This window comes from Limnohabitans sp. G3-2 (genome assembly GCF_002778275.1).
Taxonomy (GTDB): Bacteria; Pseudomonadota; Gammaproteobacteria; order Burkholderiales; family Burkholderiaceae_C; genus Limnohabitans_A.
The window spans coordinates 33,177-50,486 of sequence record NZ_NESG01000010.1; the positions used below are offsets into that span (position 1 = coordinate 33,177).

Consider the following 17,310-nt stretch of genomic DNA (forward strand, 5'->3'; position numbering starts at 1 on the left):
CTTGTCTCTGTTCAATGAATAGGCGGATGTGCGCGGCCCATCGTGGCATCCAAGGCGAATGATAACGAGACTTGAGCGCCTTGGATTTCGCCATCTTGCAAGGTGTTGCCCAGTTCAATTTTGGCCGCATGTTCATCGGCAATTTTCTTGACCACCGCCAAGCCCAAACCCGTGCCTTTGGCCTTGGTGGTGACATAGGGCTCGAAGGCTCGCTTGAGGATATTGGGCTCAAAACCGGGGCCTGTATCGGTCACCGTCAAACGGACACGCCGACGGGCTTCCAGCCACTCTGTACGCAAGCCCACGCTTGCGTTTTGCGGCACCAGTCCCTTGATCTCGCAGGCGTCTTGGGCGTTTTGCAAGAGGTTGTGAATGACTTGCCTGAGTTGCTGCGCATCCCCCATGATGGGCGGGCACGCAGGATCGAGGTCAGTGACCACCACGGCACGGCGCTCTTGATCGGTCGGCTCATTGGCATACAAGACCATCAAGTCGGCAATCAAGTCATTGAGCTGTACGGGCTGCAACTCGGCAGATGGCAAGCGGGCATAGTCACGAAACTCATTGACCAAGCGCTTCATGGCATCCACTTGGTCCACGATGGTCTTGACCGATTTGTGGAGCACGGCGTCGTCTTGCGCGTCGAGTTTTCCGATGAGTTTTCGCTGCAGGCGCTCTGCCGACAACTGAATGGGGGTCAAGGGGTTTTTGATCTCATGGGCCAGTCGCCTGGCCACTTCACCCCAAGCTTGAGCGCGTTCCGCCGAAACGATTTCCGAAATGTCGTCAAACACCAAGAGGCGCATGCCGTCCGGCAACAAAGCACCACGGGCCAACAAGGTGACCGCCGTCTCTGTCAAACCTTGTCCTGTGGCGTGGATTTCAAACGACTTTTGCCAATGGTCGAGCTCATGGGCGTCCTTGTCCACTCGCAGCAAGGCGAATTGCTCGGCCACACCCTTGGCAAACGTCTCCAGGCTCGGCAAGCTGAGCAGGGGGAGCCCCTGGTGCGCGGCCACGGGCACGCGCAAAATGCGCGTCGCGCCAGGGTTGGCCGATTGGATCACGCCTTGGGCATCGAGCACCATGACACCCGCCGTCAAATTGTCCAAAATGGTCTGCAAATTGCCACGTGCGGTGTCCAGCTGGAGCAAGCTGCGCTGCACATGGGTGCGGGCATCGAGCAATTGCTGCGTCATGGCCGCAAACGAGCGGGTCAAACCACCCAGTTCATCTTTGCCCTGCAAAGCAAGCTTGGGCGTCAAATCGCCAGAAGCCACCTGCCGCATGCCCAAGGCCAACAGCAACAAAGGGCGTGCCAGTTGGTTGCCCAGCAACACGGCCAACAAAATGGCCCCCAGCACGGCCAAAAAAAGACTGAGGGTCAACGTGCCAATGTACATGCGCCGCAAGCCATCTCGGGCCAAAGCGCGCTCTTGGTACTCGCTGTAAGCGGCTTGCACCTCCAAGGCGTTGTTGACCAAGGTGGGCGGGAGCTCTTGCGTCAACTGCAAGAAGCGGCGGTCTTCTTCAAAGGAGAGTCCTGCTTGGGGCAGCAACACCAACACTTTGATGCGCCCTTGGTCTGCACCGGGTGTGCTGTCGTCAAAGCCCTCGACCCACTCCACGCGTCCTTTTTGTCGCGCGTCCTTGATTTGCTGAGTGGGCGGGCGCTCAGGACGGATTTGGAATCGGGACTGCCCAGCGCTGGCCACCATGCGGCCACTGGCGGTCCACAACACGGCATCCGAGACACCGAGTTGCTCTCTCATTTTTTCAAGGGCAATGCCGGCGCTCACATCGGGCACATCGCTCAACTGCGTGGCGGCCACACGCGCTTGCTTGGACAGGTCCGAGCTCAGCGTGTCCAAGGTCGCACGCCCCAAGTTGAGGCCCGCCACCAAAGCAGCCTCCACTTTGACGTCGAACCAACTTTCGATGGAGCGCGAGACAAATTGGTAGGACACCACATAAATCAGCAAGCCAGGTATCACCCCCACCAAGGCGAATATGCCGGCCAACTTGACCAGCAAGCGCGCCCCGAATTGGCCACGTTTGAGCCGCAGCAACAGACGGACCGCGCCCCACAAGATGGTGACCAGCAAACCGCTGGCCACAATGGCGTTGACCAAAGCCAACCATTCGTAATTTTGGTTGTAGCTTTCGCGGTTGCCCGTGGCCTGGGTCATCAAGACCAACAAGCCCAAACCAATCACCACCACGGCCAGTGAACCCAAACCCAACAGCCAACGGCTGGTGCGAGAGGCCGCCTGTGCCTGTTTTTCCGAACGCTTGGTCAAGCCCCGCATTTCAGCGCACCATGTCAGCCGTCAAGCGAATTTGTCTGGCCACCGACAAGGACCATTCGGTCTGGTTGCCTGCCGCAATCTGAAACGGGCGTGGCAATTGGGACATGTCCAGCCAAAACCGGTAGTTGATGTATTGGCGTGTGTCCGGCGGCAAATCGGCCATGTCGGCGATTTTCCAACCCGATTGACGTCGAATCACCGCCAATGCGTCGGGCAGATTTTCGAAACTTTGTGAAATGCTACCGGCCAGGCCCCCACTGGAGATCGGCTCATTGGAAACATTCAAACGCCAACGGCGTGTCAGGGGCTGGAAGGCCAATCGGTAGTAACGGCTGGCCGTGCCCACTTTGCGGTCCGACCAGTACCAGCGGTCACGCATGACCTCCGCTTCGGCCACAAAATGGACCGCCAGGCCTTTGATCAAAGCGTCCTCGACTGCGGGCGCCAGTTCCAGCTTGAGCTGGGTGGTCAAATAGAGTGCGGCATCCCTGCGCTCAGGACGAAGCTCCGTCAACTCCGCCACAGAGTTCTGCGCCCATGCCACAGACGCAAGCAAAAGCCAGGCCCCCAGGACCCAGCTTCCCCACCGCCGAGGTTCAACCTTGGCGCTTTTCCAGCAGTGCGTAATAAAACCCATCGTGTTCACCCAAGGGATTGTGATCGACTGGCAAGCCTGCCGGGGGCTGACCGGGTATCAAATGCCCAGGAGAGGGCCGTAAATGGGCATCGGTGTTGCGTTGAAGAAACGCTTGCACTGTTTCATCGCCCTCGGCCTTGAACACAGAGCAAGTGCAATACAGCAGTCGACCGCCGGGCTTGAGCAAAGGCCACAGTGCCTTGAGCAACATGGCTTGCGTTTTGGCCAACTGGCCGCTGTCGGTGGGTCTGCGCAACCAGCGCACGTCGGGGTGTCTGCGCACGATGCCAGATGCCGTGCACGGCGCGTCCAGCAAGATGGCATCAAAGGCTTGCCCATTCCACCAGTCCGCAGGCTGGCCTGCATCTGCGGCCATCACCTGCCCTTGCACGCCCAAGCGCCGCAGGTTTTGGTGAATGCGTTCGCAACGCGAAGCATCGACATCCAGCGCCACCACGCTGGCCTTGGGGCAGAGCTCCAACAAATGCCCGGTTTTGCCACCCGGTGCAGCGCAAGCATCCAAAATCCGCCATTCGGCTTGCTTGTCCAAGCCCTGCATCAACAAAGGTGCGGCCAATTGTGCGGCGGCGTCTTGCACCGATACATGGCCTTCAGAAAAGCCCGGCAAGTGCTGAACGGGCAAGGCTTTGCCCAACTGCAAACCGTGATCGCCCACCGCTTGAGAGGGCACACCCAGCGCATCGAGCTTCTTTTTGTAGTCCGCCACCCCTTGGTGCTGGGTGTTCACCCGCAGCGTCATGGGTGCTGGGGTCTGGGCCAGGGTCAGCAGCGTCTGCCAATGCAAGGGGTGGTCTGCCTGCAAGCGCTCAACCCACCACCGCGGGTGGTTCCATTGCGCTTGAACATCTGTGTCTGTACGCTGCACCAAGGCTTCGCGCTCGCGCATGAAACGGCGCAAACAGGCGTTCACAAACCCGCTTTGCGCTTGCGTGCTTCGCTGTTGGCGAGCGGCCTCCACCGCTTGGTTGACCAAGGTGTGGATGGGGTAAACCGCATCGGCATCACGCCAGCACAAGGCCAAGGCACTGCAGAGCAAGGCATCAACGGCTGGTGGCGGTGTTTTGCTGGCCAGGCATTGCCTCAAAGCCGTGGCACGCCCCAAATGTCTGAGCACCTGAAAACTCAAGGCTTGCACGCCGGGTCGCAGTTCGGCAGGAACGCTTTCCAGTTGCGCCGTGAGCGAGCGCCCTTGCCGGGTCGCCTGCACAGCCGCTGCCGTCGATTGAAGCAAACGCCACAGTGGGGCCGATTGACCCTGCATGGTGTGTGCGTGGATGGTGTCGTTTTGTTTCATCGTTGACTTCGGTCAGGCGTCAGCTCACGCCCACCGACAGATCCATTTTGGTGGCGGGCTGCAGGCCCAAGCGCCTGCCAAGCCACGCTGCGGGCGGCATGGCCAAGGCGTCGTTATAAGCCACCACCGCCACATGGTATGGAATCAAAGCAGCAGGCAAAGTTTGCCGCATCCGGTTCAGCGCAATCTCCAGATCGGGTTTGATGGCCTCGTTGTCTTTTTGCAGCAACGCCCGAATTTCGAGCACCACCTTGTGGTGAAGTGCCAGCACTTGCTTTTGCCCCTCGACCGCCAGCGGCTGCAAACGGGCCTGAAGCAAGGCTTCCACCAGTTCATCACAGGCCGATTGCAGGGTTTGGAGTTCGCCCTCTGCTTCGGTGAGCGACGTGTGCAGCGATTGGCGTGCCGCGATGCCGCCTTGCAGCCGAACCAGCAAGCGCAACCAAACGGCATCCACACTGCCCCACTGGCGAACCACTTCGGCGCGCAATCGCACCAGACGGTTGTGTGCCCCCACTGCCCAGAACAAGGCCATCGCCATCAGCACGCCAAAGATCAACGCTTCCATGCCCGCACCCTTGTTGAACCTTCACCATAAAAACAGCCCCTGACCGCAAAACGGTGCAGGGGCTGTTCACACCGTTCACCTTTTAACGGGTGAACGCATCACTCAGACGGCTTCGCCAGCATCGGTGACAGTGTCTTCCGCCGACTCGCCCGCCAGGTCCGCTGCTTCTGCATCGGCAATGGCTTTGCGCTCGGCGTCGTCCATGGCGTCCTTGACAGCACGGGCCTTGTGATAAGCCAGACCTGTACCTGCAGGAATCAAACGGCCCACGATCACGTTTTCCTTCAGACCACGCAGCTCGTCGCGCTTGCCCATGATGGCCGCTTCGGTCAACACACGGGTCGTTTCCTGGAAGGAAGCGGCCGAGATGAACGAATCGGTCGACAAAGAAGCCTTGGTGATACCCAGCAACAAGTTGCTGAATGTCGCAGGGATCTTGCCTTCGGCTTGCAAGGCATCGTTGGTGTTGAGCATTTCGGAACGTTCGACTTGCTCACCCGAGATGTAGGTGGACTCTCCAATGTTCTCGACCACCACACGGCGCAACATCTGACGAACAATCACTTCGATGTGCTTGTCGTTGATCTTCACGCCCTGCAAGCGGTAAACGTCCTGCACTTCGTCCACGATGTAACGGGCCAACTCTTCGATGCCCAACAAGCGCAGGATGTCTTGTGGGTCGGCTGGGCCGTCCACAATGCTTTCGCCCTTGTTGACCACTTGGCCTTCGTGCACCAGGATGTTCTTCTCTTTAGGGATCAGCTCATCCCAGACCTTGCCTTCAGGGTCAGTGATCTGCAAACGGACCTTGCCTTTGGTCTCTTTACCAAACGACACGGTACCGGTGATCTCGGCCAGCATGCCTTTGTCTTTGGGCGTACGGGCTTCGAACAGCTCGGCCACACGGGGCAAACCGCCGGTAATGTCTCGGGTCTTCTGACCTTCCACAGGGATACGGGCCAGCACTTCGCCTGGGCCCACGTCCATGCCGTCGCGCACCTGGATCAGCGAGCCGATCTGGAAGCCAATCGTCACCGAGTGGTCGGTGCCGGGGATCTTGACTTCTTTGCCTGCTGCATCGATCAACTTCACCTGTGGACGGATGACCTTGGCCGCACCACGGCGCTTGGGGTCAATGACCACCAGAGTGGACAAACCCGTCACCTCGTCGAGCTGCTTGGCCACGGTCAGGCCTTCTTCGACGTTCTCGAACTTCACCTGACCGGCGAATTCAGTGATGATCGGGCGGGTCAATGGGTCCCAGTTGGCCAAAATGGTGCCGGCCTTGATGGTCTGGTCGGCTTTGATCGACAAGATGGCACCGTAGGGCACTTTGTGGCGCTCGCGCTCACGGCCGTGCTCGGTGATGACGATTTCGCCAGAACGGGAAATCACCACCAACTCACCTTTGGTGTTGGTCACGTAACGCATCGTGGCATTGAAGCCGATGGTGCCGTTGGACTTGGCTTCCACGCTGGAGGCCACCGCCGCACGCGAAGCCGCGCCACCAATGTGGAAGGTACGCATGGTCAGCTGGGTACCGGGTTCACCGATGGACTGGGCAGCGATCACGCCGACAGCTTCACCGTTGTTGACCAGGCCACCACGGCCCAAATCGCGGCCGTAGCACTTGGCACACAGGCCAAAGCGTGTTTCGCAAGTCAGTGCGGTGCGCACTTTGACTTCGTCCACACCCGCGATTTCCAGCTCCTCGATGAGGTCTTCGTCGAGCATCACGCCCGCTTGGGCCAACACCGCGCGGTTTTCTGGATGCAACACATCTTCGGCCACCGTGCGGCCCAAGATGCGGTCACGCAGAGATTCGATGACTTCACCGCCTTCAACGATGGCGCGCATCAGCGAACCATCCGAGGTGCCGCAATCGAGCTCGGTCACGACCAAGTCTTGCGTCACGTCCACCAAACGACGGGTCAGGTAACCCGAGTTGGCGGTCTTCAAAGCCGTGTCGGCCAGACCTTTACGCGCACCGTGTGTCGAGATGAAGTACTGCAACACGTTCAGACCTTCACGGAAGTTCGCCGTGATGGGGGTCTCGATGATGGAGCCGTCAGGCTTGGCCATCAGACCCCGCATACCGGCCAACTGGCGGATCTGCGCGGCAGAACCACGGGCACCGGAGTCGGCCATCATGTAAATCGAGTTGAACGATTCCTGATCGACTTCGTTGCCATGGCGGTCAATGGTCTTCTCTTTGCGCAGTTGGTCCATCATCACCTTGGAGACGACGTCACCCGCTTTGCCCCAGATGTCCACCACCTTGTTGTAGCGCTCGCCAGCGGTCACCAGACCCGAGACGTATTGCTGCTCGATGTCTTTGACTTCTTTCTCGGCCGCTTCGATGATGGCGGGCTTTTCTGGCGGCACCAACATGTCGTCGATGCCGATCGAGATGCCGGCACGTGTGGCCAAACGGAAACCGTTTTGCAACAGTTTGTCGGCGAACACCACGGTCTCTTTCAAGCCGCACTTGCGGAAAGACGTGTTGATCAGCTTGGAGATTTCCTTCTTCTTCAGCGCCTTGTTCAGGTTGGAGAAAGGCAAGCCTTTGGGCAGGATTTCCGACAGCAAGGCGCGGCCCACAGTGGTTTCCACCATCGACACGGACGAGGTGAATTCACCCGTCGCTTTGTCTTTGGTCCACTCGGTCATGCGCACGTTGATCTTGGCCGTCAACTCGACAGCGTTGGCGTCCAAGGCGCGCTGCACTTCACCGATGTCGGAGAAGATCAAGCCTTCGCCCTTGGCGTTGATGCGGTCGCGGGTCGCGTAGTACAAACCCAGCACCACGTCTTGCGAGGGCACAATCGATGGTTCGCCAGATGCAGGGAACAAGATGTTGTTCGAAGCCAGCATCAAGGTGCGGGCTTCCATTTGCGCTTCCACCGACAAAGGCACGTGAACGGCCATCTGGTCACCGTCGAAGTCGGCGTTGAAGGCCGCGCAAACGAGGGGGTGCAACTGAATGGCTTTGCCTTCGATCAGCAAGGGCTCAAACGCCTGAATACCCAAACGGTGCAGCGTAGGCGCACGGTTGAGCATCACGGGGTGCTCTTTGATGACCTCTTCCAAGATGTCCCACACCACGGGAGTGCCGGCTTCAACTTCTTTCTTGGCGGCCTTGATGGTGGTCGCGATGCCCATGGCTTCAAGACGCGCAAAGATGAACGGCTTGAACAACTCGATGGCCATCAACTTGGGCAAACCGCACTGGTGCAGTTTGAGTGTTGGACCGACGGTAATGACCGAACGACCAGAGTAGTCGACGCGCTTGCCCAGCAAGTTTTGACGGAAACGACCGCTCTTGCCTTTGATCATGTCGGCCAAAGACTTCAGGGCGCGCTTGTTGGCGCCGGTCATGGCCTTGCCGCGACGGCCGTTGTCCAGCAAGCTGTCCACGGCTTCTTGCAGCATGCGCTTTTCGTTGCGCGCAATGATCTCGGGCGCCTTCAATTCCAGCAAACGGCGCAGGCGGCTGTTGCGGTTGATGACACGGCGGTACAAGTCGTTCAGATCGGAAGTCGCAAAGCGACCGCCATCCAGCGGCACCAATGGACGCAAGTCCGGTGGCAACACGGGCAGCACTTCGAGCACCATCCAACCGGGTTTGATGCCCGACTTCTTGAAGGCTTCCAGCACTTTGAGGCGCTTGGAGTTCTTCTTCACTTTGAGTTCGGAACCCGTCAAGTCACCGCGCAGGCGCTCGATCTCGCTTTCGATGTCAATGCCTTCGAGCAATTCGCGAATGCCTTCAGCGCCCATCTTGGCCGTGAATTCATCGCCGTACTCTTTGACTTTGGCGTCATAGTCGTCTTCGGACATGATGCCGAATTTCTTCAGCGGGGTCATGCCGGGATCGGTCACGACATACGCTTCAAAGTACAGCACGCGTTCGATATCGCGCAGCGTCATGTCGAGCACCAGGCCCAAACGCGACGGCAAAGACTTCAGGAACCAGATGTGGGCGCAAGGCGCAGCCAGATCGATGTGGCCCATGCGCTCGCGACGCACTTTGGTTTGTGTGACTTCAACGCCGCACTTCTCGCAGATCACACCGCGGTGCTTGAGGCGTTTGTACTTGCCGCACAAGCATTCGTAGTCTTTGATGGGGCCAAAAATCTTGGCGCAAAACAGACCGTCGCGCTCGGGCTTGAAGGTGCGGTAGTTGATGGTTTCCGGCTTTTTCACTTCACCGAAAGACCACGAACGGATCTTCTCGGGCGATGCCAGGCCGATGCGGATCGCATCGAAATGGTCATCGGGCGTGAACTGCTTGAACAGGTCGAGTAGTGATTTCATGGTTTAAATCCTTTGCCTGTGAATTAAGAACGCTCGAGCTCGATGTCAAGGCCCAGCGAACGGATTTCCTTGACCAGCACGTTGAACGATTCGGGCATGCCCGCTTCGATGGAGTGTTCGCCTTTGACGATGCTCTCGTACACCTTGGTACGGCCTTGCACGTCGTCGGACTTCACGGTGAGCATCTCTTGCAGGACGTAAGAGGCGCCATACGCTTCCAGTGCCCACACTTCCATCTCACCGAAACGCTGACCACCGAACTGCGCCTTACCACCCAGCGGCTGCTGAGTGACCAAGCTGTAAGGACCGGTCGAGCGGGCGTGCATCTTGTCGTCCACCAAGTGGTGCAGTTTCAAGAAGTGCATGTAGCCAATGGTGGTTGGACGGTCAAAGGCGTCGCCTGTGCGGCCGTCAAACAAGTTGGCTTGTGTGCGTGTGGCCGTCAGACCCTTGGCTTTGGCCAGGTCTTCTGGGTAAGCCAGGTGCAGCATCGCGCGGATTTCTTCTTCGGCAGCTCCGTCGAACACGGGCGTGGCGAATGGGAAACCTTCTTTGAGGTTGCCGGCCATGGCCAAGACCTCGTCGTCGCTCAGTTGCGACAGGTCTTCCTTGCGGCCCATGCTGTTGTACAGCTGCTCGAACAGCTTGCGCAGATCGGCAATCTTTTCCATGCGCTGGGTTTCGGCTTGCAGCATGTTGCCAATGCGCTGACCGATGCCTTTGCCAGCCCAGCCCAAGTGAACTTCCAGCACCTGACCCACGTTCATGCGTGAAGGAACGCCCAAAGGGTTCAACACGATGTCGGCAGGTGTACCGTCAGCCATGTAAGGCATGTCTTCAACGGGAACGATCTTGGAGACCACACCCTTGTTGCCGTGGCGGCCAGCCATCTTGTCACCTGGCTGCAAGCGACGCTTGACGGCCAAATAGACCTTGACCATCTTGAGCACGCCTGCGGGCAACTCATCACCTTGGGTCAATTTCTTGCGCTTTTCTTCAAACGACAAGTCAAAGCTGTGGCGGGTCTGCTCCAGCGAGTTCTTGATGGACTCGAGTTGCATGGCCACGTCGTCTTCCGCTGGACGGATGTCGAACCAGTGGAACTTTTCAACCGACTCCATGTAGGCTTTGTCAAGCTTGGTGCCTTTGGCTAACTTTTGAGGGCCGCCGTTGGCCACGCGGCCCACCAGCAACTTCTCGATGCGGTCAAACGCGTCGGCTTCAACAATGCGCAACTGGTCATTCAGATCCAGGCGGAAACGCTTGAGTTCGTCGTCAATGATCTGTTGAGCACGCTTGTCACGCACGATGCCTTCACGGGTGAAGACCTGCACGTCGATCACAGTGCCTTGCGAGCCCTGGTCCACGCGCAAGGAGGTGTCTTTCACATCGCTGGCTTTTTCGCCGAAGATGGCGCGCAACAGTTTTTCTTCAGGCGTGAGGGTGGTCTCGCCTTTCGGTGTGACCTTGCCCACCAACACGTCGCCGGGCTGCACTTCTGCACCCACGTAGATGATGCCGGAATCGTCCAAACGACCCAATTGCTGCTCGGACAAGTTGGGGATGTCGCGCGAAATTTCTTCGGCGCCCAGCTTGGTGTCACGGGCCATGACCACGAGTTCTTCGATGTGGATCGAGGTGTAGCGGTCTTCCGACACCACACGCTCAGAGATCAAGATCGAGTCTTCGAAGTTGTAGCCGTTCCATGGCATGAAAGCGATCAGCATGTTCTGACCAATGGCGATTTCGCCCAGGTCGGTCGATGCGCCGTCGGCAATCACGTCACCCTTGGCCAACTTGTCGCCACGCTTGACGATGGGGCGCTGGTGGATGTTGGTGTTCTGGTTGGAACGCTGGTACTTGATCAGGTTGTAGATGTCCACACCCACTTCACCCGCCAAGGCCTCGGCGTCGTTCACGCGGATCACGATGCGGGTGGCGTCGACATAGTCCACGATACCGCCGCGTGTCGCGGTGACCACAGTGCCGGAGTCGACCGCTGCAACGCGCTCGATGCCGGTTCCGACCATGGGCTTTTCAGGGCGCAGCACAGGCACAGCCTGACGCGACATGTTGGCACCCATCAAAGCGCGGTTGGCGTCATCGTGTTCCAGGAATGGGACCAGAGATGCGGCCACAGACACGATCTGGGCTGGCGACACGTCCATGTATTGGATGCGCTCGGCACCGCACAGGATGGATTCGCCTTTTTCACGGGCCGAGACCAAGTCACCGGTCAGCTTGCCGTCTTTGTCCAACGTGGCGTTGGCCTGGGCAATGACGTACTTGCCTTCTTCGATGGCCGACAGGTAGTCGATGTTCATCGTGACTTTGCCGTCGATCACTTGGCGGTAAGGGGTTTCGATGAAACCGTACTCGTTCAAGCGGGCATACAAAGCCAGCGAGTTGATCAGACCGATGTTGGGACCTTCTGGCGTCTCAATGGGACAGACGCGACCGTAATGGGTCACGTGCACGTCACGCACTTCAAAGCCTGCACGCTCGCGGGTCAAACCACCTGGGCCAAGGGCCGAAACACGGCGCTTGTGGGTGATCTCGGCCAAGGGGTTGGTCTGGTCCATGAACTGGGACAGCTGCGATGCGCCAAAGAACTCTTTGAGCGCTGCCGAGATCGGCTTGGAATTGATCAGGTCATGCGGCATGAGCGGCTCTTGCTCGGCCTGGCCCAAACGCTCTTTCACGGCTTTTTCGATGCGCGCCAAACCTGTGCGGTATTGATTTTCGGCCAGTTCACCCACGCAACGCACGCGGCGGTTGCCCAAGTGGTCGATGTCATCGACCTCGCCATTGCCGTTGCGCAAGTCCACCAAAATCTTGACCACTGCCAAGATGTCTTCGTTGGTCAAGACCATGGGGCCTGTGGAGTCTGGACGACCGACACGGGCGTTGAACTTCATGCGACCGACGCGTGACAAATCGTAGGTGTCGGGGTTGTAGAACAAGCGCTGGAACAGGGCTTGCACGGCGTCTTCTGTTGGCGGCTCGCCAGGACGCATCATGCGGTAGATGGCCACGCGAGCAGCAAATTCGTCGACGGTTTCGTCGATGCGCAGGGTTTGCGAAATGTACGCACCTTGGTCCAACTCGTTGGTGTAGATGCAAGGCAGGTCTTGGATGCCCGAGGTGCGCAGCTTTTTCAGCAGCGCTTCGGTCAACTCTTCGTTGGCCTTGGCGATGATTTCGCCCGTATCGGCTTCCACAATGCTGCGCGCGACCACACGACCCAAGAGGTAGTCTTCTGGCACGCTGATGTGCGTGGTGCCCGATTGTTCGAGCTCACGGGTGTGGCGCACTGTGATGCGCTTGTCTTTGGCCACCACCACTTTGCCGGACTTGTCGGTGATGTCAAAACGGGCCACTTCGCCGCGCAGACGCTCGGCCACAAATTCCATCTGTGCGCCGCTGTCCATCAGACGGAAGTTGTCGTTGACGAAGAAGTTCGCCAAGATCGACTCAGGGTTCAAGCCAATGGCTTTGAGCAGAATCGACACGGGCATCTTGCGACGACGGTCAACGCGGAAGTACAGGATGTCTTTCGGGTCGAATTCGAAGTCGAGCCACGAACCGCGGTAAGGGATGATGCGGGCGGAAAACAGCAGTTTGCCCGAGCTGTGGGTTTTGCCCTTGTCGTGCTCAAAGAACACGCCAGGCGAGCGGTGCAATTGAGACACGATCACGCGCTCTGTTCCGTTGATGATGAAGGAGCCCTTGTCGGTCATCAAAGGCACTTCGCCCATGTAGACCTCTTGCTCCTTGACTTCCTTGACCACTTTGTTTTGTGAGGTCGAAGAGTCACGGTCGTAAATGATGAGCTGAACGCGCGCGCGCACAGCCGACGAGAAGGTCAGACCACGCGTCTGGCATTCGCGCACATCGAACGCTGGTTTGGCCAAGTTGTACTCGACGAATTTCATCTCCACAAAACCGTTGTGGGACACGATCGGGAATGCCGACTCAAATGCGGCTTGCAGACCTTCGTGTGTGCGTTTGGATGAAACAACACCCGCTTGCAGGAAAGACGTGTAAGCGTCTTTTTGCATTTGCAGCAGGTAAGGAACTTCGAGCACGCTTTCGCGGCTGCCGAAACTTTTGCGGATTCGCTTGCGTTCGGTGTATGAATAGGCCATGAGATCTCCGGGCTTGATCTTTCAGAACTGTGTGTTGCGCGAGTTTTAGGCTCGCACAACGGGCTTGGCGGCTGGCCTCTACCAGCTTTGGCGGACGATTGCGCATTGCACGCAACCCGAACCAAGGGTCTTCTGCAGTCGGGTCAGAAAACACTGGAAAGAAGACTGGGATCAATCTGCTTTCCGGTGTTTCGTTAAAACGCTGAAAACAAGACTGATGAGGGTCTGCTTTTCGGTGTGCTCTTCAAGCACCAAAGGCTGGAGGCCCTTTCGGACACTCCAGCCTTGGAACAAAACCGAATTACTTGAGTTCGGCCTTGGCGCCGGCTTCTTCCAGCTTTTTCTTAGCGGCTTCAGCGTCAGCTTTTGGCAGGCCTTCTTTGACCGCCTTAGGAGCGCCGTCCACCAAGTCTTTGGCTTCTTTCAAGCCCAGACCGGTGATTTCGCGCACAGCCTTGATCACGGACACTTTGTTGGCGCCGGCTTCGAGCAACATGACGTTGAAGTCAGTCTTCTCTTCAGCGGCAGCAGCAGCACCGCCACCAGCAGCAGCAGGAGCAGCCATAGCGGCAGCGCTCACACCAAACTTCTCTTCGATGGCTTTCACCAGTTCGTTGAGTTCCATGACCGTCATGCTGTCCAGCGCGGTCAAAAATGCGTCTTTATCGAATGCCATTTTTATTTCCTAACAATTGGTTAAAACACGAATGCTGGCCTTAAGCGGCAACAGCTTCGCCTTCGCCTTTTTTGGCCGCCAACGCACCCAGCACAACGGCTGTACGCGACATGGGCGACATCAACAAGCCACACAACTGGGCCAACAAAACTTCTTTCGAAGGGATGTTTGCCAATTGCTTAACGCCGTTCACGTCCAAAGCTTTACCTGCAAATGCACCTGCACGAATGACCAACTTGTCGTTGGTTTTCGCGAAGTCAGCCACCACCTTGGCGGCGGCGACTGCATCTTCAGAGAAGCCATAGATCAGCGGACCGGTCATCTGGTCGGCGACAACTTCAAACTGCGTACCTGTCACAGCACGGCGAGCCAAGGTGTTTTTCAACACCGTCAGCGATACGCCGAGGCTGCGAGCTTTGACACGCAGGTTGGTCATGTCAGCGACCGTGATACCACGGTATTCCGCCATCACAAGCGTTTGAGCTTTACCGGCGAGGTCGGTCACTTCGGAAATGACCGCTTCTTTCTCACTGCGATTCAGACTCAAGGTCTACTCCTTTATATGTGTTGTCGGGTTGCCCCTAAAACACGCCTATTTGCAGCGACCAACTGTTCAGGATCTTCATCCATCTGCAGCGGGATCGCCATCTGCGTTGGCCCAAACCTTCAAGCGAACTTGGCGGTCTGTTGATTAAGCACACCTCTGTGTGCACCAACGGTCTTGGATGGCCTGCAGACCCTTTAGCAAGGACTGCAGCCCACCACATCGAGCCAGCTTTTCAGCCGACTCAAATTTTTATCGCCATCAAGCTGCGATGGATTGTGTGTCGACGCGAACGCCCACACCCATGGTCGAGGACACGGCCACTTTGCGCAGGTAAACACCCTTGCTGGTGGCGGGCTTGGCTTTCACCAAAGCTTCGATCAGTGCCGCCAAGTTGCCTTGCAACTTGTCGGTGTCGAACGAGCGACGACCGATGGTGCCGTGCACGATACCGGCTTTGTCAACGCGGAACTGGACTTGACCGGCCTTGGCGTTGCGCACAGCTGTGGCGACGTCAGGGGTCACAGTGCCGACTTTGGGGTTAGGCATCAGGCCACGTGGGCCCAGGATCTGACCCAAAGTACCCACAACGCGCATCGCGTCAGGCGCAGCAATCACCACGTCAAAAGGCATATCGCCCGCTTTCACGCGTGCAGCCAAATCGTCCATGCCGACCACGTCTGCGCCAGCAGCCAGCGCTTCTTCAGCTTTGGCGCCTTGAGCGAACACGGCCACGCGTGCGGTTTTACCGGTGCCGTTAGGCAACACGACAGCACCACGAACCACTTGGTCAGATTTCTTGGCATCGATGCCCAATTGAACGGCCACGTCAATGGACTCGTCGAACTTGGCGGTGGCGCACTCTTTGACCATGGTCAAAGCATCGGCCAAAGCGTACAACTTCAGGCTGTCAACTTTGCCAACGAGGGCTTTTTGTTTTTTAGTGAGCTTGGACATTTACACGCCCTCCACATTCACGCCCATGGAACGGGCAGTACCAGCGATGGTGCGAACAGCTGCGTCCATGTCGGCAGCAGTCAAGTCTTTCATCTTGGTTTTGGCGATCTCTTCCAGCTGAGCGCGGGTGATCTTGCCCACTTTTTCCAGACCTGGCTTGGTCGAAGCCTTGTCCAGCTTCAGTGACTTCTTGATCAAAGTGGCCGCTGGCGGTGTTTTGATGATGAAGGTGAAGGATTTGTCTGCAAACGCAGTGATGACCACTGGCAATGGCAGGCCCGGCTCAACGCCTTGGGTCTGGGCGTTGAACGCCTTGCAGAATTCCATGATGTTCAAACCACGTTGACCCAGTGCAGGACCAATAGGTGGTGATGGATTGGCTTTACCAGCTGGCACTTGCAGCTTGATGAAGCCGACGATTTTTTTCGCCATGCTTTTCTCCTTGCGGGTTTTAACGCTCAAAACCAATCGGCTTTGGGCTCCCCGGGGTTAACGACTCTGAAATAGTGTTGGGCGCCGAGTCGGGTAGCGCCAAACAGGGAATTGAGAAAAACCGATCAGGTTTTTTCGACTTGTCCGAACTCCAACTCAACGGGTGTGGCGCGACCGAAAATGGTCACCGAAACACGCATTTTGTTGCGCTCGTAATTGACTTCTTCGACCGTGCCATTGAAATCGGTGAACGGGCCCTCTTTGACGCGGATGTATTCACCCACTTCAAATTCAACCTTGTGGCGTGGCTTGTCCGTGCCTTCTTGCATCTGGCTCACGATTTTCTGGACATCGGCTTCGGAAATCGGAGCGGGTCGGTTTTTGGCGCCACCCACAAAGCCCGTGACTTTGTTGGTGTGCTTGACCAAATGCCAAGTTTCGTCGTCCATGACCATTTCCACCAGCACATAGCCAGGGAAAAACTTGCGCTCTGTGGTGCGCTTTTGGCCGTTTTTAACTTCTACAACCTCTTCGGTCGGCACCAGAATGCGACCAAATTTGATCTCCATGCCAGAGCGCGCAATGCGTTCGATGATGTTTCGCTCGACCGCTTTTTCCATACCGGAATAAGCGTGCACGACATACCACTTCAGATCTGGATTGGTCGAAGAGCCCGCCATGGGGGCGTTGACTACAGCATCGTTCATTATTTTTTCCACCCAAGAATCAGATCGTAGAAAACCCATTCCAGAGTTTTGTCGGTGAGCCACAAAAAGAGGGCCATCACCACCACAAAAGCAAAAACGTAAGCCGTGATTTGCATGGCTTCTTTGCGCTCGGGCCATACAACCTTCTTGACTTCACGCACGGCATCGCGACCGAAAGCGATCAATTGGCGGCCTGACTCGGAAGTGAAGAACACAGCCACCGCAGCCAGCAAGCCGACCAACAAGCCCGCCCACTGAACCCAACCACCTCGGCCGGCCAACATGTAAAAGGCCACGAGCGCACCAATGACCAATGCAGCAGCCAGCGCCACTCGCATCTTGTCACCCGCAGCATTCACTGTTTGAACTTCAGACGTTGCCATACGGCTTGAAACCTTTGTTGAGCCCCCGATGAACGAAGACCCTTATCAGACAAGGAAGCCCGCTAGGGGCTAGCGGGCTTGGAAATCCACCTTTTCAGGTGGCAGGGGCAGTAGGAATCGAACCTACAACCTTCGGTTTTGGAGACCGACGCTCTGCCAATTGAGCTATACCCCTACAGATGATTTTCAGGCGATGATCTTGGCAACAACGCCAGCGCCAACCGTGCGGCCACCTTCGCGGATAGCGAAGCGCAAGCCTTCTTCCATCGCAATGGGGTTGATCAACTTCACAGTGATCGACACGTTGTCACCCGGCA

At 57.4% G+C, this 17,310-nt stretch carries 12 protein-coding genes, 1 tRNA gene and 1 pseudogene; all 14 read right to left on the reverse strand.

Going from position 1 to position 17,310, the window contains the following annotated elements; genetic code table 11:
• Positions 1-11: 11 nt before the first annotated feature.
• A complete protein-coding gene (locus B9Z31_RS14945) occupies positions 12-2,309 on the reverse strand; it encodes an ATP-binding protein (protein ID WP_100120353.1) in 2,298 nt (765 codons plus the stop codon).
• 1 nt (position 2,310) lies between these two features.
• Entirely contained in the window at positions 2,311-2,832 is a 522-nt protein-coding gene (locus B9Z31_RS14950; protein ID WP_233201002.1) for a DUF4390 domain-containing protein, read from the reverse strand.
• Between the two features lie 73 nt (positions 2,833-2,905).
• On the reverse strand, positions 2,906-4,261 hold the full coding sequence (rsmB, locus tag B9Z31_RS14955) for a 16S rRNA (cytosine(967)-C(5))-methyltransferase RsmB (protein ID WP_233201003.1): 1,356 nt from the start codon (positions 4,259-4,261) through the stop codon (positions 2,906-2,908).
• 19 nt (positions 4,262-4,280) lie between these two features.
• Positions 4,281-4,829, reverse strand: coding sequence for a hypothetical protein (locus tag B9Z31_RS14960; RefSeq protein ID WP_100120355.1), 549 nt, complete (start codon positions 4,827-4,829; stop codon positions 4,281-4,283).
• A gap of 102 nt (positions 4,830-4,931) precedes the next feature.
• Positions 4,932-9,146, reverse strand: a complete 4,215-nt coding sequence (rpoC, locus tag B9Z31_RS14965; protein ID WP_100120356.1) for a DNA-directed RNA polymerase subunit beta' — start codon at positions 9,144-9,146, stop codon at positions 4,932-4,934.
• 23 nt (positions 9,147-9,169) lie between these two features.
• On the reverse strand, positions 9,170-13,294 hold the full coding sequence (gene rpoB, locus B9Z31_RS14970; RefSeq protein WP_100120357.1) for a DNA-directed RNA polymerase subunit beta: 4,125 nt from the start codon (positions 13,292-13,294) through the stop codon (positions 9,170-9,172).
• A gap of 301 nt (positions 13,295-13,595) precedes the next feature.
• Positions 13,596-13,970 (reverse strand): 50S ribosomal protein L7/L12, encoded by a 375-nt coding sequence (gene rplL, locus B9Z31_RS14975; protein WP_100120358.1) that lies wholly within the window; start codon positions 13,968-13,970, stop codon positions 13,596-13,598.
• 40 nt (positions 13,971-14,010) lie between these two features.
• Positions 14,011-14,517, reverse strand: coding sequence for a 50S ribosomal protein L10 (gene rplJ / locus B9Z31_RS14980; RefSeq protein ID WP_100120359.1), 507 nt, complete (start codon positions 14,515-14,517; stop codon positions 14,011-14,013).
• A 258-nt stretch (positions 14,518-14,775) separates the two neighbouring features.
• Positions 14,776-15,471: a 50S ribosomal protein L1 gene (gene rplA, locus B9Z31_RS14985; RefSeq protein WP_100120360.1), complete on the reverse strand. Its 696-nt coding sequence runs from the start codon at positions 15,469-15,471 to the stop codon at positions 14,776-14,778.
• On the reverse strand, positions 15,472-15,903 hold the full coding sequence (gene rplK, locus B9Z31_RS14990; RefSeq protein WP_100120361.1) for a 50S ribosomal protein L11: 432 nt from the start codon (positions 15,901-15,903) through the stop codon (positions 15,472-15,474).
• Between the two features lie 125 nt (positions 15,904-16,028).
• A complete protein-coding gene (nusG, locus tag B9Z31_RS14995) occupies positions 16,029-16,610 on the reverse strand; it encodes a transcription termination/antitermination protein NusG (protein WP_100120362.1) in 582 nt (193 codons plus the stop codon).
• The gene (secE, locus tag B9Z31_RS15000; protein ID WP_100120363.1) at positions 16,610-16,993 is read right to left on the reverse strand and encodes a preprotein translocase subunit SecE; all 384 of its coding nucleotides are present in this window, start codon (positions 16,991-16,993) and stop codon (positions 16,610-16,612) included. Before secE ends, nusG begins: the two co-directional genes overlap by 1 nt.
• A 99-nt stretch (positions 16,994-17,092) precedes the next feature.
• A tRNA-Trp gene (locus tag B9Z31_RS15005) sits at positions 17,093-17,168 on the reverse strand.
• An 11-nt stretch (positions 17,169-17,179) separates the two neighbouring features.
• A pseudogene (locus B9Z31_RS15010) lies at positions 17,180-17,310 on the reverse strand (elongation factor Tu); the annotation flags it as partial.

Excerpts from the sequence above, each read along its gene's own strand:
- B9Z31_RS14945 (WP_100120353.1), bottom strand. The coding sequence starts at position 2,309 with ATGCGGGGCTTGACCAAGCGTTCGGAAAAACAGGCACAGGCGGCCTCT.
- rsmB (WP_233201003.1), bottom strand. The coding sequence starts at position 4,261 with ATGAAACAAAACGACACCATCCACGCACACACCATGCAGGGTCAATCG.
- secE (WP_100120363.1), bottom strand. The coding sequence starts at position 16,993 with ATGGCAACGTCTGAAGTTCAAACAGTGAATGCTGCGGGTGACAAGATG.
- nusG (WP_100120362.1), bottom strand. The coding sequence starts at position 16,610 with ATGAACGATGCTGTAGTCAACGCCCCCATGGCGGGCTCTTCGACCAAT.
- rpoB (WP_100120357.1), bottom strand. The coding sequence starts at position 13,294 with ATGGCCTATTCATACACCGAACGCAAGCGAATCCGCAAAAGTTTCGGC.
- rpoC (WP_100120356.1), bottom strand. The coding sequence starts at position 9,146 with ATGAAATCACTACTCGACCTGTTCAAGCAGTTCACGCCCGATGACCAT.
- rplA (WP_100120360.1), bottom strand. The coding sequence starts at position 15,471 with ATGTCCAAGCTCACTAAAAAACAAAAAGCCCTCGTTGGCAAAGTTGAC.
- rplL (WP_100120358.1), bottom strand. The coding sequence starts at position 13,970 with ATGGCATTCGATAAAGACGCATTTTTGACCGCGCTGGACAGCATGACG.
- B9Z31_RS14960 (WP_100120355.1), bottom strand. The coding sequence starts at position 4,829 with ATGGAAGCGTTGATCTTTGGCGTGCTGATGGCGATGGCCTTGTTCTGG.
- rplK (WP_100120361.1), bottom strand. The coding sequence starts at position 15,903 with ATGGCGAAAAAAATCGTCGGCTTCATCAAGCTGCAAGTGCCAGCTGGT.